Origin of the sequence: Chromobacterium sp. IIBBL 290-4, from assembly GCF_024207115.1 — a bacterium.
Classification (GTDB): Bacteria; Pseudomonadota; Gammaproteobacteria; order Burkholderiales; family Chromobacteriaceae; genus Chromobacterium.
Map to the genome: position 1 here is coordinate 1,972,629 of NZ_CP100128.1, position 14,557 is coordinate 1,987,185.

At 49.4% G+C, this 14,557-nt stretch carries 11 protein-coding genes; 2 read left to right on the forward strand and 9 right to left on the reverse strand.

The genetic code is table 11. The features are described from left to right. Positions 1–106: 106 nt before the first annotated feature. From NKT35_RS09165 to NKT35_RS09200, 8 genes are read right to left on the reverse strand one after another with little or no spacing between them, the layout of a single operon-like run. Positions 107–1,114, reverse strand: a complete 1,008-nt coding sequence (locus NKT35_RS09165; protein ID WP_254300694.1) for a polysaccharide deacetylase family protein — start codon at positions 1,112–1,114, stop codon at positions 107–109. Further along, positions 1,101–5,048, reverse strand: a complete 3,948-nt coding sequence (locus NKT35_RS09170) for a glycosyltransferase (RefSeq protein WP_254300695.1) — start codon at positions 5,046–5,048, stop codon at positions 1,101–1,103. Before NKT35_RS09170 ends, NKT35_RS09165 begins: the two co-directional genes overlap by 14 nt. An 11-nt stretch (positions 5,049–5,059) precedes the next feature. After that, a complete protein-coding gene (wecC, locus tag NKT35_RS09175) occupies positions 5,060–6,325 on the reverse strand; it encodes a UDP-N-acetyl-D-mannosamine dehydrogenase (RefSeq protein ID WP_254300696.1) in 1,266 nt (421 codons plus the stop codon). Between the two features lie 16 nt (positions 6,326–6,341). After that, positions 6,342–7,541, reverse strand: a complete 1,200-nt coding sequence (gene wecB / locus NKT35_RS09180; RefSeq protein WP_371926470.1) for a non-hydrolyzing UDP-N-acetylglucosamine 2-epimerase — start codon at positions 7,539–7,541, stop codon at positions 6,342–6,344. A 14-nt stretch (positions 7,542–7,555) separates the two neighbouring features. Then, positions 7,556–9,184: a polysaccharide biosynthesis/export family protein gene (locus NKT35_RS09185; RefSeq protein WP_254300697.1), complete on the reverse strand. Its 1,629-nt coding sequence runs from the start codon at positions 9,182–9,184 to the stop codon at positions 7,556–7,558. Between the two features lie 40 nt (positions 9,185–9,224). Next, complete coding sequence (locus NKT35_RS09190) at positions 9,225–10,421, reverse strand: KpsE/RkpR family capsule polysaccharide export protein (protein ID WP_254300698.1); 1,197 nt, start codon at positions 10,419–10,421, stop codon at positions 9,225–9,227. Then, positions 10,405–11,076 (reverse strand): ABC transporter ATP-binding protein, encoded by a 672-nt coding sequence (locus NKT35_RS09195; RefSeq protein WP_254300699.1) that lies wholly within the window; start codon positions 11,074–11,076, stop codon positions 10,405–10,407. The genes NKT35_RS09190 and NKT35_RS09195 overlap by 17 nt, the downstream gene beginning before the upstream one ends. Further along, the gene (locus NKT35_RS09200) at positions 11,073–11,846 is read right to left on the reverse strand and encodes an ABC transporter permease (protein WP_254300700.1); all 774 of its coding nucleotides are present in this window, start codon (positions 11,844–11,846) and stop codon (positions 11,073–11,075) included. The genes NKT35_RS09195 and NKT35_RS09200 overlap by 4 nt, the downstream gene beginning before the upstream one ends. Positions 11,847–12,135: 289 nt before the next feature. Here NKT35_RS09200 and tsaC point away from each other — a divergent pair, with 289 nt between their 5' ends. Both tsaC and tolQ read left to right on the forward strand, forming a co-directional pair. Next, positions 12,136–12,696, forward strand: coding sequence for an L-threonylcarbamoyladenylate synthase type 1 TsaC (gene tsaC, locus NKT35_RS09205; protein ID WP_254300701.1), 561 nt, complete (start codon positions 12,136–12,138; stop codon positions 12,694–12,696). Positions 12,697–12,721: 25 nt separating this feature from the next. Next, entirely contained in the window at positions 12,722–13,390 is a 669-nt protein-coding gene (gene tolQ / locus NKT35_RS09210) for a protein TolQ (RefSeq protein ID WP_254300702.1), read from the forward strand. Between the two features lie 129 nt (positions 13,391–13,519). Here tolQ and NKT35_RS09215 read toward each other — a convergent pair whose 3' ends face one another. Then, on the reverse strand, positions 13,520–14,494 hold the full coding sequence (locus NKT35_RS09215) for a lytic polysaccharide monooxygenase (protein ID WP_254300703.1): 975 nt from the start codon (positions 14,492–14,494) through the stop codon (positions 13,520–13,522). Positions 14,495–14,557 lie beyond the last annotated feature (63 nt).

The following is a 14,557-nucleotide window of genomic DNA, read 5'->3' on the forward strand; positions in this document are numbered from 1 at the left end:
TCAGGATTTTTGCCTCGCCGTGGAGTAAAATTTAGCGATGCAACAAAGCCATATTTATCACAATACCTGAATTGACTTGATCTTACATGTAAGGCTACCAATTTTATTACTCTGTTTGATTAATGTTGTTTACGGTTGTAAAATTAATTTCCGCCCCGATCATATATGCAATGCATGATCTAAATTCATTATATCCCCTATCGTCCCATCTTCCGGGATGAATTTGAACTTGCGATATTTCTTGATCTTTTGTTCTCTCAAATCTTTCAATAAAAGCGAGTAAATTCGGCTGACCATCACCATTTTTATTTAGCTCCGGCGTGATATTTCTTGGGAAGTCTGTTTCAAAGATTATATCTAGGTTGTGACTTTTTGCCACTTCAATCACGTTGTCATTTACTTTATTAAATGGAGCACCAAATATGGTTAGGTTTTGATCAAAAATTTTTTTGAACGCATCTAGTGTTTTTGTTACTTCGTTCTCTATTTCATATCTTGGGATTAGAGTGAGGTCTTTATGGCTCCATGAGTGATGCCATATTTCTATATTGTTTTCTCCAAGCTGATTTTTTATAAATTCAATTTGATATTTGGAGGCATTTTCTAATGTGTTACCAATAACGCCTATGCTTGCAGGTATTTTAAATTCGTTGCATATTTCAATGACGCGAGAAAATTTACTAAATGACTCATCAAATCGCAAATCATCTACTTTAAGTATTACTTTTCTCTTAGGTCTATCGTTTGATGATAATTGTGTGATTTTTAGTTGCCGTATTTCTTTTACTAACTCATTGCCCCAAGGAATAATTTTATATTTGAATTTTTTGCAGCCGCGGGGCGGGGTTATACGAATATCAAATATGTTTAAATACTTTTCGGTTTCAAGGTATCGAAAATAAGATATCTTGGGATTGTCTGCGCGATATACTCCAGTTTTTTTTTCATCTATATTGAAACTATCAAAATCAAATGCTAAAAGAGCTTGTTTGGCCTTTTGGGGAGAAGAAGCTTCAATAATGAAAGAAAAAATTACCTCTGACTCATCTTTAAGAGATAACTCTTCATAATCAGATGAGTGTGTTAATTGTATATTGTTTTTATTTATTAGCATTTTTCATTCTCTTGTTAATCAGCGAGAGTTCGTGAGTTATAATTCGAGACTTGGAAAGTTTTTCTCTTCTCGAGACGGCTGCATTTCTACTTAAATCTGAGAATAAACCTCCATCATTTATAAGGGTTATAATGGATTTTTTTAATGAATCCCAGTCCTCTGGGGGGGACAACATTCCATTTTCCCAATGTACAAACTCAGGAATTGCAGCAACGGCATTAGTAATAGGAACTAGTCCGGAAGCCATCGCTTCGTCGCGGGAAACACCTTGGGTATCCATACGGCTGGGACAGAGGAAAATGCCGTATTCCTTGTGCAGGGCGGCAATTTCCGCCTGCTTGAGAAAGCGGCGCTCGATATGCACATTGGATAATCCGCGCAGCGGGGCTAGAGTTTCATCAAACAGTTTGCCGTCCCCTATCAGGCGGAATTCCAGTTCTGAGAAGAATGGCTCCTTGGACAGCTCCAGGATGGCTTTCACACTCAGGTCATTGGCGTAGGTGCGCGAGGCGTAGGGACGAATAGAGAGGATCTTCTTGCGTTGCTCAGCAGGTTTGGGCTGGTAGCTGAAGATATCGGTATCAATTGGGTTGGGAATGATGGCGTAGCTGGTTTCCGGCAGGCGGAAGCCGAGGTCTTCCATTACGGTTTCGGCCAGATAGCGAGAAACAAAAACCAGTTTCAGCATGGCTGGCGGCATACGCAGCAAGCCGTGCCAGAAGGCCATGCGCTGGTCGCTTTTGAGCTGCTCGCTGCGGCGCTGTTCTTCGCTGCTGATGCTGTATTCGCGGCGATGAAGCGGCTGGATTTCCGCCCCGTGAACCCAAACGATGATTTGTGTGTGTTCGACATGTTGTGACAGCACCCGCCACATGGCCTCGTCAAGGAAGTGCACCAGCACGCTCTGGTAGGCGCCGTCGGCCAGCAGGCGTTGCAGGGCTTCGGCGCTGCCGGTGGCTACGTCTACGCCCTCAAACTCGTGGTAGCTGGTGGCCTGGTTTTCGCGCAGGCGGAATACGTCGCAACGCACGCCGTGTTGGCGATAGGCGCGCACCCGGCTGTGGACAAAGCCGTTGCGGTACAGGTCTTCATACGAGGGGTAATGGTTGGTCAGCACCAAATGGCGACCTCGTCCCAGCAAGGTGCCCGGCTCCAACTTCTTGTGCGCCAGCAGCAACGAGCTGATTTGCGCGCAGCCGCCAGCGTAGATGCGCAGGCCCAGCCGTAGGTTGGCTGCGCCGGCTGGCAGATTGATTTCGATATTGCGGTTGGTGGGGTGGATCACATGGCCGATGCGCTGCCCGGCCTTGTCCAGAAACAACACTACCAGTTGAATATTGAGGCCCGGAGTGGTTTCCAGGTGCAGGGCCAGGCGGCTGCTGTTGGCACCGAGTGCCTGTGGACTGTGGGTTTGACTGGCGTACCAGTATTCATGTACGCCGTCTTCGAGCCGGGAGTCCACACTCAGCGAAGCGCCTTCGGCTTCCAGCCTGACCTTGCTGTTGGCGGGCCCTTTGGCAAATAGACGGACCAGTTCGGTAGCGCTGAGCTGCGGTAGATGACTGCTATCCTCCGCTACCGGCACGGCGTTTTCGGCATGAGTTTGCAACTGGGCCAGCGGCAAACCGGTATCCAGCTCCGGCAGGTCATCCAGTATGGCGCGGGTGGCGGCATCCATCTGCATGCCTCGCACGCAATAGTGGAATTCGTCTATCGCAAAACCATTGCTATTGTCGTAACGGCCTGTGTACAGCGTGCTAACCCAGTCGCGCAGATTATGGCCGGCCAGCGCTTCGTCTCGGGCAATGGCGGCGCGTAAGGGCAGCGTATGCCCAGCGGTATAGGCGCGCTCGCGGTTGAGTAGTTGCAGGCCGCGGTTTGCCGAGTAGGTGTAGTGGGCGGCCTTGCCGATGACGCAGGCCGGTGTGTAACGGCTGGCCAAGATCAGGTCGGATAGGTAGTGCGGGCCGTAGTAATCTTCCGGCACCAACGGGGCTAGCCATTCGCCCTCGCCCAGCAGCTGGCGCACGGTGAAGAATTCGGCCTGATGCGACGATATCAGTTCGATGTCCGCGCGTTCTTCGGGCAGCGACGGCTGGAAGTATTGCGGCGCTACCAGCACCAGGCGCTTGTGGGGATAGCGCTGGTGGTCAAAATGCGCCAGCAACGCATCGGCGTGGGTTTGCGTGCGGGCGTAGCCCAGTACCACCACTCCGGGTAGCAGGGTGGGGAGCTTGGCGTTGGCGACTTTGCTCCAGATATAGGCCAGGCGTTCCTGGTAGACATGCTCGCCCATGGCTTTGCGCAGCGCTGCCAGTCGCAGTTTGCGTTCGGCTGTTTCGTCGCCTGCCAGAGTTTGCAGATGCCGCAGCATTTCTTCGCCGCTGTCAGTGCAGGCAACGAGGTCGCCAAACATCAGCCGTACCCCTCGCGAAAAGTTGCTCACGGTAAGGGTATTGGATGCCAGCAGTTCGTAGACGCGACGTGCAAACATGGTTTGAGACTGCTTGATGGAGTTGAGGTTGATCGCGTAGCGGTATCCCTTGTAGGCCTTGTCTATCTGGTCATAAGGCAGCGTGCCGACAATAAAGGGTTGATATTCCGCCGGGAAGCGGTAGTCCGGGTGGTCTTTGCCGTAGTTGCGGTCATAGATTTCCACCCGTTTGTAAGTAGACAGGTGGCCCAGTAGGTTACCCAAGTCGCGGGTGCGTTCAGGATAGCGTGCATAGTAAGCGCCGGCGAAACAGAATCCATCCTGTCGAGGATATTTCTCAATAGGGTTGTTTGCGGTAGGCTGGGCTGCGAATGGCAGGAAATAGACACGATTGTGTCCCAGCGCAGCCTTGTAGCGCGGTACACATTCTAGATCAGTAGTAAAAACATGGTCGAATAGACGCGCGGTATTGAGGAAAGTTTCAAAGTGAACCGGATCCTCTTTGTTCCAAAATAGAGTGGGTACATTGTGCTGTCGGCACCAAACAACGATATTTTGCAACTCTTGACTACGGTGGCCGATCTTGCTGCCCCATAGGTCATCTTTGCCTCGCCAAGCAGACTCTATAAACAATAGATGCGGCTGAAAAGCTTGTAGCTCTGCATGCCAATTGCCAGGAGTAAGCTGTTGAAGTTGGCATTCGGGTGCATAGGAACTGGCTGTAAATTCATCCATAACCGCTGCAACCTTGAGGTTGCGTAACAGCTTGACTAGTTCGTCTGTGGTTTGTGGTATAGGCAGCTTGCTTTCTATAACCTTTTCTGTAGCAGTACCTTGTTTACGCAAAGAGGGTGGTGCCAGCCGCTCCATTTTAGGAGGATGGTTAATGGCTGACAATTTTGTGGCCTCTCGACGCAGTCGAGCAGTTTTACGCAGCTGCCACAGTCGGCCTGGTAATGCTCCAAAATCAGCCCACGATTTGAAGGCGAAAATAAGGGCGTTGCCTAATTGAAAGGAAAGGGTGGACTTGATGCGTACGGCTTGTTGTTGCGCCTCCAGCACCTTTTGTTGCAAACGTTCCTGCTGGGCGCGAGCATCCGCCAGCGCGAGCTTGCTGCGTAGCAATTCACCTTGAAGTGTATTGCGTTCGCCTTGCCATTGCTGAATTTTGCATTCCGATACCTGCAGCTGAGTTTGGGTCGCTTGAAGCTGAGTAGATTGGATAAGTTGCAACTGATTGTAGTTATCTAATGTTTGCTTCAGCTCACTTACCTTGCTAGTCGCCTCTCGATATTTCAGATTGGCACTGTGCAATTTTTGTTTAAGATGCTCATGCTCTTGTGTGATAGCTTCTCGAGATGCTTCTGCATCCAACAGTAGCTCATAGCTGGACTGTAGTTGCTCCAGTTCATGTTGCAGTAAAGATAGACGAGGGTCTAACACAGGGACAGCAGCCCGTGGTGGAGCGTTTTTGTTACGGCGCTTGCTATTTTTATTCATGGTGCGCAATCTTATTGCTGATTGGCGGCGATGCCAACAGTATCAATTATCAGTTGCTGAGCGTTCGAGTGCTGAGCAATTTCCTTGAATTCTTTATGGGAAACCAGCAGAACCAGCAAGTGAGCTTGTTGAATTGCTTCTTCATAGCCAGTCATTCTCACCGAGGTCTTGGCAAGCGATTTTGGTTCCACATTAATATTGGGTTCAACAGCTAAAATTTGACCGGGATATAATTTGTCCAGTTTATTGGTGATGTTCAGAGCCGGACTTTCGCGCAGATCATCGATATCAGGTTTGAATGCGAGACCAAAGCACGCAATTTTTATCATTTCTTTCGGCTGTCCCAGAGCTTCTAGTTTTGAGACAGCATTTTTCACTTGTAGAATTACCCAGTCAGGCTTGCTATCATTGACCACTCGCGCAGAGTGGATCAGGCGAGCTTGCTCAGGTGTTTTGTTGACGATGAACCAAGGATCTACAGCTATGCAGTGGCCTCCGACTCCAGGGCCTGGCTTGAGAATATTGACTCGAGGATGCCGGTTAGCCAGGCTAATCAGATCCCAAACATTAATATCCAGTTTGTCGCAAATCAGAGATAATTCGTTGGCGAACGCTATGTTTACGTCTCTGTAGGCATTTTCAGTCAGCTTGGCCATTTCGGCTGTTCGAGCATTGGAAACTAATAGTTCACCGCGTACGAATATCTGATAGACCTCTTTCGCTTTTTGGGATGAGACTGGATTGATACCGCCAATGATACGATCATTTTCTACAAGTTCACGCACTACTTGGCCAGGAAGGACACGTTCTGGGCAGTAGGCGACATATATATCACACTCATCTGATTTTTCAGTTGCGATAGTTAAATCTTTTCTCCATCGACTTAGCCATTGAACCATCTGTTCCGTCGAGCCGACAGGAGAAGTTGATTCAAGGATAACAATATCGCCTTGTTTCAAAACCGGTGCAATTGCTTCGCAGGCAGATTTTACATGGGATAGATCGGGCTCATAGTTTCCCTTGAATGGAGTAGGCACTGCGATCAAAAATGCATCAGAGGGTTCCGGTTGGGTAGTGGCACGCAGATATCCTTCGGTGACTGCTGAATGGACTATTGTGTCCAGTTCAGGCTCTACAATATGAATTTTACCTTGGTTGATTGTATCTACCGCATGCTGATTGATGTCTACGCCGATGACTTGTGCCTTGTGAGACGCAAACATGGCGGCAGTGGGTAAGCCAATGTAACCTAATCCAATCACGGAAATTTTTTTCATTTCTTATCTCAATATATTAAACGGAAAGCGTAGAATTCATTTTTGCAAAATTGAAGTTATGAGCTATGAAATTTTCAAAAGCTTGTTTATCTTTTTTGTATTTTGTTTTCAGGCAGTTGACTATATAGTGGCTGGCCTTCCCATCACCGTATGGATTGCTTGCTTGAGCCATGGCTAAGTACTCGGTTGGATTATCCAGTAAATTGGTTGTTGCCTCGATAATGGTGTGTGAATTAGCTCCAACCAGACGTACCGTGCCTGCCAGCACCGCTTCTGGTCTTTCAGTGGTGTCGCGTAATACCAAGACAGGCTTGCCGATAGAAGGTGCTTCTTCTTGAATTCCGCCAGAATCAGTAAGCATCAATGTCGAGCGATTCATTAGATAAACGAAAGGTAAATAGTCTTGTGGTTCGATTAGATGGATATTGGAAACACCGTCCAGATGTTTTTTTGCCGGATTTTGAATATTTGGGTTAGGATGAACCGGGTATACAAAGTCAATTCCAGGATACTTTATAGCCAATGCTTTGATTGCTTTGCATATTTCCAAGATGCCATTGCCAAAGTTTTCACGGCGATGAGCTGTTACTAATACCATTTGATGATTTTGGCGCAAGAAGCTGAACTTTTCTTCAATCTTTTCACGGAGCATATGGTCGGATTGAAGTTTTCTTGATATCACGAATAGGGCATCAATGACGGTATTTCCAGTAACGAAAATTTTGGATGGATCAATATTCTCCAATTCTAAATTTTTACGAGCTTCACGAGTCGGAGCAAAATGCAATTCAGATAATGCGCCGGTAAGGCGGCGATTGCCTTCTTCCGGCCAGGGTGAGTACATGTCACCAGTTCTCAAGCCGGCTTCGACGTGTCCGATTGGAATTTTTTGGAAATAAGCTGCCAATGAGGCAGCGAAGGTGGTAGCAGTATCTCCGTGTACCAGTATGTAATCGGGTTTAAACTCTTCAAGAATATTTGCTAATTTTTCGGTGATGGTATTTATAATGCCGGTTAGTGTTTGACCTTTGCGCATAATATCCAGATCATATTCTGGCTGAATATTAAATAATGATAGTACCTGATCTAGCATTTCGCGGTGCTGTGCGGTGACGCATACGCGGGATTCGATATCCTCGTGAGCAGACAATTCATGCACAAGAGGTGCCATCTTGATAGCCTCGGGGCGAGTTCCGAAAATAGTTAATACTTTCATTTATTTTATTTCCCTTATAAATCCAAAATGACTTTTGCAGCGACTGCAATTTGGTAAAGAATCTGAGTAATACCGCGAGTGACTTCTATGCTCTTACTGTCAATTTTTGGCATTACCATGATCTCATCGCCAGCGGCTACTTTCGTATTGGGACTGACGGGAAGCGCTTCACCATTCTGTTTCATCAGGATCAGGCGAGATTTGTCGGCGCTTTGGTTGTAACTTCCAACTTGCTCTACGTAATCGCCGACATTTTGGTCAGGCTGCCAGCTAACGGCATTTGGAAACAACACATCTCCGTGGACCATGACTACGCTGGTTTTTTCCGGGATCACGAGTATGTCGCCATCCTCCAGCAAGGTGGTTTGCAGGCTTTTTTCATTGAGGACCACTTGGCCTTTAGGTTCCACCTTACTGGCTTTGGCTACGAATCTCTCGATCAGCTCTGCCTCTCGTGTACGTAAATCAGATTCCTCTTTGGTCGCGGAACGGGCGGAGAAGGCTGTTTCTTGCAGCTTTTGTAATGAGAGCGCCAGCATGGCCTTCTGCCGTTCGGCCACGGACTTGCGGAATAGTTGAATGGCATCGATTTTCGACATGCTGTTGGCGCGTATCTTGGTCAAGACGTCGGCCATGGTGGCTCCATATGGGAGTACGATAGCGTGCTCGCCTGAGTGCGCGCCTTCGACGCGTATCTGAATAGTGCCGGCATAACGGTCAGCCGTTACATTGAGCTGATCGCCGTCCTGCAGTGTGATTTCGCCTGCATCGGCCAGCGGATAGTATTCGCTGCTTTGCCTGCTTCCTTGTCGTCGAGTGATGCTGACATGAGTGGTGCCTGGTTTAGGGCGGGCCATGGCAAGAGCATCATGGATACTGATCTGGCTTTTGCCGAATTCGAAATCGTTGGCATTGTATACCTCGCCGTTAACGGAGAAGGTGTGCTGACGAGGGCCTACTACGATTACGTCGCCATCGGCAAACTGAACCAAGTCTAGTTTTCCTTTAAGCAGAAAATCATAGAGGTTCAATTTTTTTCGGTTGGCGTCACCTCTGCGAATGGTGATGTCCACATAACTGCCGCGTTCAGTATCTACTCCGCCTGCTTTATCAAGATAGCTCAGTACGCTGTCGGCGGAGATTCCGCTATATAAGCCGGGTTGTTTGACAAAGCCGGTGACAAAAACTTTAACGGGCTGGGCAATATCGAGCGAAGCATAGGCATTGACATTGGCCTTGTAGACACGACGCACATAATTTGCCACTAAATTATTTAGATTGCCATTTCGGGTGCCTGCTACTGTCACAGGTCCAACGTTGGGAATGAAAATATTGCCTTGTGGATCGACAACCATTTGACCGTCAAATACGAATGCTCCCCATAGGCGCAGAGCAATTCGGTCTCCGATACTGATTTGGTAATCAGGATTGAAACCTATGCCTGTGCTATGACGGAATGCTCCTCCAAACAAGGATGAACCAAACATCTTGCTTGGAGGCTGAATCGGAACTTGTGGCTCGATAACGGGTGAAGGCTGGGCGGTATCCACTGCACTCTGGCGAGATTTCAGGGCAGAAAGCTGGTCTCGTTCCGCGATTGAGCTACCAAAAGTGGGCATTGAATTAGGCAAGGCTGCAGCCATGCTGGAAGCGAAAAGGAAAACTATAGGAGTCGGGCGCATGTCAAATTTTGTGATCTTCAATAATTGAAATAGTCAAACGTACTGTTCCGTACAGCAAGCTGCATATAAAAAGCAAGGATGCTAATACATAGAGTTTTCGTGGATACTCCGCCTCTTCCGGTAATTGAGGGGAGCTAATTACTGCCAGATTCTTAAGTTTGTGAGCTGCCGAAACTTTAGATTTTTCCAGTGCTGTAAGAGCTAGTTTGTAAAGATCAGCTCGGAACTCTACTTGAGACTTTATTTCTTGAAATTGAGCTGCTTTCCGATTCAGCTTGTCGTCATCAGGTGAGGCTAGCTTGGTTTTTTCTTTGATGATTTGAGTCTGGATCGCACTCAAGGCATTTTGTGCGGAAACGACTTGGGGCGAGTCTGTTTGCAAGTAGCTTTGCAAATTACGCAGTTCCGCCTCTAGTTGTGCCTGTTTGCTTTCTAGTTCAGCGACGAGTTGGCTGGTAACTTGTGCTTCGGCATGCGGATCTATAAGTCCATTCTTATTTTGGTAACTAAGCAAGCTCTCTTTTGCTTGATTGAGTTGAGCATAGGAGCTGTCGACCTCTTTTTGTGCAAATGCTACATCTTCTCGACTTATCTTGTGGGACAGTTCATTAATAAATCGCTCACTTTCAGCGAGAATGGCTTGGTTCAATTTTCTTGCATAAGCTGGGTCAAAGCCTTGGGTGCGAATTTGTAGCAGTGAGTTTTTTTCATCGAACTGTACCTCTACACGAGCTCGGTAGTAGTCCAAGAACTTCTCTTTGCTGGCATTTGATGGCAATCGGTATAGGAAATCTAAGCCTGCAGCAGATCCAAACTCTTGTTTTAGCTTAAGTGTTTTATCAAGCTTGACCAGCATATCTGGTGAGTAAATATACTGTTGAAGTAACACTGCATCTTCTCGCAGCGTGGATGGTCCCCCGTTTAGCAATGATCCGAGATCAAGATTGACACCTTTGCTATCATCGCTACGTTTGATAATTATTTTTGACTCACTAACGTAACGCTCTTTGGAGAATGTAAGAAAATACAGACCTGTTACTGTTAACGGAAGAGCGATTAATAGCAGAGCTAGTCGGTCTTGAGATAGTTTTAGAATTAACTTTGGAGCAAAATTTTCTGAAATAGGTAATGTAGCTACATCACTAGGGTTGAGCTGTAAAGTTACTGTATTTCGTAGGTACTTAAACAACCTGAACATTTTCTTCTTTCCCGTAGGCTGCAATAGCCTCTTCAATATCATTAAAATAAGAGACGCCAGTGCGGCCAACTAGCAAGGCGGTATCGCAAAATCTTCTGACTTCTTCCATGCTGTGAGAAACCATAAGAAACTGGCTGCTCTGGCGCTTTTCGTCTATTAATTTCGCGCCTTTACTATTAAAGCTTGCATCACCAACAGCTGTAATTTCGTCGATCAGGTAATAGTCAAAATCGAATGCCATAGAAAGGCCAAAGCCAAGGCGAGAGCGCATGCCTGACGAGTATGTTTTAATGGGCATGTCAAAATGTTTTCCGAGTTCGGCAAAGTTTTCTACAAAAGCAACTTTTTCATATAGCTCATGCTTCTTTGCATAAAGCCTTGCGACGAATTTTACATTTTCACGTCCAGTCATGCTGCCTTGGAATCCATTTGATAATCCTACCGGCCAGGAAATGCTGCAATCAGTATTTACTGAACCGCAGTCAGGCCGATCTATGCCGCCCAATATTCGCAGTAAAGTAGATTTGCCTGCCCCATTGCGACCAATCAGGCCGACACTGACATCTGGGGGAATGTCTAACGTTAGATTTTTAAATACGTAGTGCCGACCTGTAGGTGTACGGTAGGATTTGCTGAGATTACGAATCTGGATCATGAGCGCAAGATTGCTGGTTCACGGGCCTTGTAAAGTAAAAGCCCAATAAAGAGGGATGTTAGCGAACAAATCCATAAATAGCTCAGACTGACGCCATATAGTGGATAGCTGGGTGAGACGGCATGACGAATCAGCTCAAATGCGTGCAGTAGCGGATTCCAGTCGATTAGATAGCGATACTCTGCAGGAATCATGTGCAAGGAAAACATAACACCGCTTGCAAAATATAGTGGACGTATAAGGAGTGGCAAAATCTTGTCTGCGGCCTTGAATGCATGGCCCAATACCATAAAGGTGAAGCCTATTCCCTGAGACAGCAGCGCTAAAGCCAGCCAACTGGTGACTAGAGCAGGTATATCGTTGATCTGTATTGGCTCTCCTATTAACCACAGCCCTGTCATCAGTACAACAAAGCATCCTCCTTGTACGAGACACTCCAATAAGGACCGGGCCAGAACGGCATCTACAGGATGAACAGGGCGATAGCTGAGCAAGCCTCGGTTGGCTTCTATGGCGTTGAGGGAGCGTGTTGCGATATTGGAAAAAAGACTATAGGGAACGATGCCGCATACAAAGAACACAGGAAAGGAAATATCTGGCATCGAGCGATGCATCAGGTAGCCAATTAGCGCTAGCATTACGGCCATCTGCAGCACTGGTTCAAGAAGGGCCCACAGATATCCTAGGCGGTATTCGCCAAATCGGGTTTTCAGTTCACGCAGGAATAGTGCATGAACTGAGCGGGTCATGATTGGCAAGCCTTTTGACATGTGAAATATCTTTAAAAATCAAGAAAGTTTCTTGATTTTGTTGCTAAGTGTTGGTGTTTTTTCAAAAAATGTTAAGGATTGTATACTAATGACGGTGGAAATTCAAAGGTAGTAATGAATGGCTAATGTATTATCTAATTTGCAACATCTATAACCAATTGATTTTATTTGATATATTTTTGTGAAAGTACTTTCGCTGCATATGCCATGCATGAGCGTTACAATGCTTCTTTTCTGTATTGTTTAATGAGCCTAACTCTTGTTTGAGCTGAATTCACATCAGCGGCCTTTGCCGCATCTCCCTGGCAGCGCCTTGCGCCACAAGGCTTTGGGACGGTTGCGCCGTGGCGGCGTGATCGCCTATTCCACCGAGTCCTGCTTCGGACTGGGCTGCAATCCTTTGGATGTTCGCGCCATCAAGCGGGTGCTGGCGATCAAGGCCAGACCTAATCACAAGGGCTTGATCGTCATCGCGGCGGACTTCGAGCAGATCCGCCATCTGGTCAAGCCGCTGACGGCGGCGCAACGCGCGGAACTGTCTCGCTATTGGCCTGGTCCATATACCTTTCTGCTGCCGGCGTCGCGGCGGGTGCCGCCGGCATTGCGCGGCCGGCACCACAAGATCGCCGTGCGCGTGACGGCGCATGGCGAGGCGGCGGCCTTGTGCCGGGCGCTGGGGACGGCCTTGGTGTCGACCTCGGCCAATCGGGCGGGGCAGAAATCGCTGAAGACGGCGCGGGAGTGCCGCAAAGCGTTTAAAGATAAGGTGTTGACTTTGCCCGGCCGGATAGGAAAACGGCGCAAACCATCCACCATCATCGATCTGGAGAGCGGCCGCGTGTTACGCTAGGCCAATGTGAACCGAGGATAATGTTGTGCAACAGATTTCGTTTATCAGCCTGATCATGAATGCCAGCCTGATGGTGCAGCTGGTGATGGCGGGCCTGGCCCTGACCTCCTTGCTGTCCTGGGCGCTGATCTTCAACAAGATCGCCGTATTGAGCTCGGCCAAGCGCCACAGCGAAGAGTTCGAGCGCAATTTCTGGAGCGGGGCGGATCTGAACCGCCTGTATGAAGATGTCAGCCGCCGCAGCGACTCGGTGGGCATGGAGCGCATCTTTCAATCCGGTTTCGCCGAATTCTTGAAGCTGCGCGGTCGCAGCGGAGCTGAGCTGTCGGACATCATGGATGGCTCTCGCCGCGCCATGCGAGCGGCGGCGCAGCGCGAACTGGATACGTTGGACAGCCATACCTCTTTCCTGGCCACCGTGGGTTCGGTGAGCCCGTATGTCGGCTTGTTCGGCACGGTGTGGGGCATCATGCATGCCTTCATCGGCCTGGGCAATGCCGGCCAGGCCACGCTGAGCACGGTGGCGCCGGGCATCGCCGAAGCGCTGGTGGCTACAGCCATCGGCTTGTTCGCGGCGATTCCGGCGGTGGTGGCGTACAACCGCTTCGCTACCGATGTGGACCGCCTGGCCACCCGTTTCGACACCTATATGGAAGAGTTTTCCAACATCCTGCAGCGCTTGGCAACGCGTTAAGCCGCTGCGCTTCGATCCGCGCGTTTCCGTCCCGTCCTCACGCAGCGCCTGGATGAATTGGATCGCGGTTCGAATGATAAAGCCCACGCCCTCGCGCAGCCGCGCGGCGGCGTGGGCTTAGTCTTGCCGTCAATCCGGCAGTTTTCTATCCAGGCTATAGCTATAGCCGGCATAGCCCTCGTTCAGATAAATGCGATTGTCGCGCGCGCTTGACTGCGCCTGCACTTCGGCTTGGCGGCCTTGTTGCTTCAGCGCGCCGATGCGGAGGATGCGGGAAGCCTGGTTCACCTTCTGCGCCAGTAAATATGGCCAGTTGCCGGCCTGGCCGCTGTCGCGGTCCAGCGTGACGGTGTGGCTTTCCGCGTCGTGGCCCTGGGCGTCGAATACTCGCAAGGTGACGCGGCTGCCGGCGGGGAGGGCGCGGCTGGCGGCTATCTGGCCGATTTCCTTCCACGGGTTGGCCAGCGGCGGCTGCGAGGTATTGCCGTCGAACACCACATCCGAGCATGAGTAGAACGCCTCCTCGCTGTCTGAGCGTTTCCATACGTTGTAGATGATGTGCGGGCCGGTTTTGCCGGGGGGCAGTTTCAGCGTCATGTGATAGCGCTTGTTGGCGTCCTGCGGCGGGTTGCCGTTGATGGCGCCGAACAATTCCAGATCGGACCATTTGAGCGGCTGCGCCGGATTCCAGCCGTTCTTGGTGATGTAAAAGCGGAAATACTTGGTGGCGTGCGGCGCGGTGGCGCGGTAGATGAACTCGAAATTGCCATTGGCGTCCGGCACCATACGGCTGGATTTCCAGTCCTGGCGCGGCAGGTTGAAAGAGCGGAAGGTGGATTGGCCGCCGCCGCACAGCTGGCCATCCGACACCACGGCCTGGTGCTTGTCGCCCGGCGGGTTTTGATTGATGCCGTTCCAGTTGTACATCCCCTCGGTGCCGTCCAGTTTTTGCACGGCTTGGCAGGCGGGCGTTTTCGGCTCTTCCGGGTCTTCCAGGAAGCAGCTGTATACCCGGTTGATCGGCACTTCCATCGTGCCGTGGGCCCATGCACCATGCGGCAAGGTCAACAGGACCAATAGCGGTCCACTCCAGCGTAATTTCATCGCGGTCTCCAGAATGGTTGTGAGCGAGCGGCGCAGCGTGTTGGCCTGTGTCCTCGCTTGTTG

What these genes read in the sequence shown, in the direction of transcription:
- NKT35_RS09200 (WP_254300700.1), bottom strand. Translation starts at nt 11,846, where the DNA reads ATGTCAAAAGGCTTGCCAATCATGACCCGCTCAGTTCATGCACTATTC.
- NKT35_RS09195 (WP_254300699.1), bottom strand. Translation starts at nt 11,076, where the DNA reads ATGATCCAGATTCGTAATCTCAGCAAATCCTACCGTACACCTACAGGT.
- NKT35_RS09215 (WP_254300703.1), bottom strand. Translation starts at nt 14,494, where the DNA reads ATGAAATTACGCTGGAGTGGACCGCTATTGGTCCTGTTGACCTTGCCG.
- NKT35_RS09165 (WP_254300694.1), bottom strand. Translation starts at nt 1,114, where the DNA reads ATGCTAATAAATAAAAACAATATACAATTAACACACTCATCTGATTAT.
- NKT35_RS09185 (WP_254300697.1), bottom strand. Translation starts at nt 9,184, where the DNA reads ATGGCTGCAGCCTTGCCTAATTCAATGCCCACTTTTGGTAGCTCAATC.
- wecB (WP_371926470.1), bottom strand. Translation starts at nt 7,541, where the DNA reads ATGAAAGTATTAACTATTTTCGGAACTCGCCCCGAGGCTATCAAGATG.
- NKT35_RS09170 (WP_254300695.1), bottom strand. Translation starts at nt 5,048, where the DNA reads ATGAATAAAAATAGCAAGCGCCGTAACAAAAACGCTCCACCACGGGCT.
- NKT35_RS09190 (WP_254300698.1), bottom strand. Translation starts at nt 10,421, where the DNA reads ATGTTCAGGTTGTTTAAGTACCTACGAAATACAGTAACTTTACAGCTC.
- wecC (WP_254300696.1), bottom strand. Translation starts at nt 6,325, where the DNA reads ATGAAAAAAATTTCCGTGATTGGATTAGGTTACATTGGCTTACCCACT.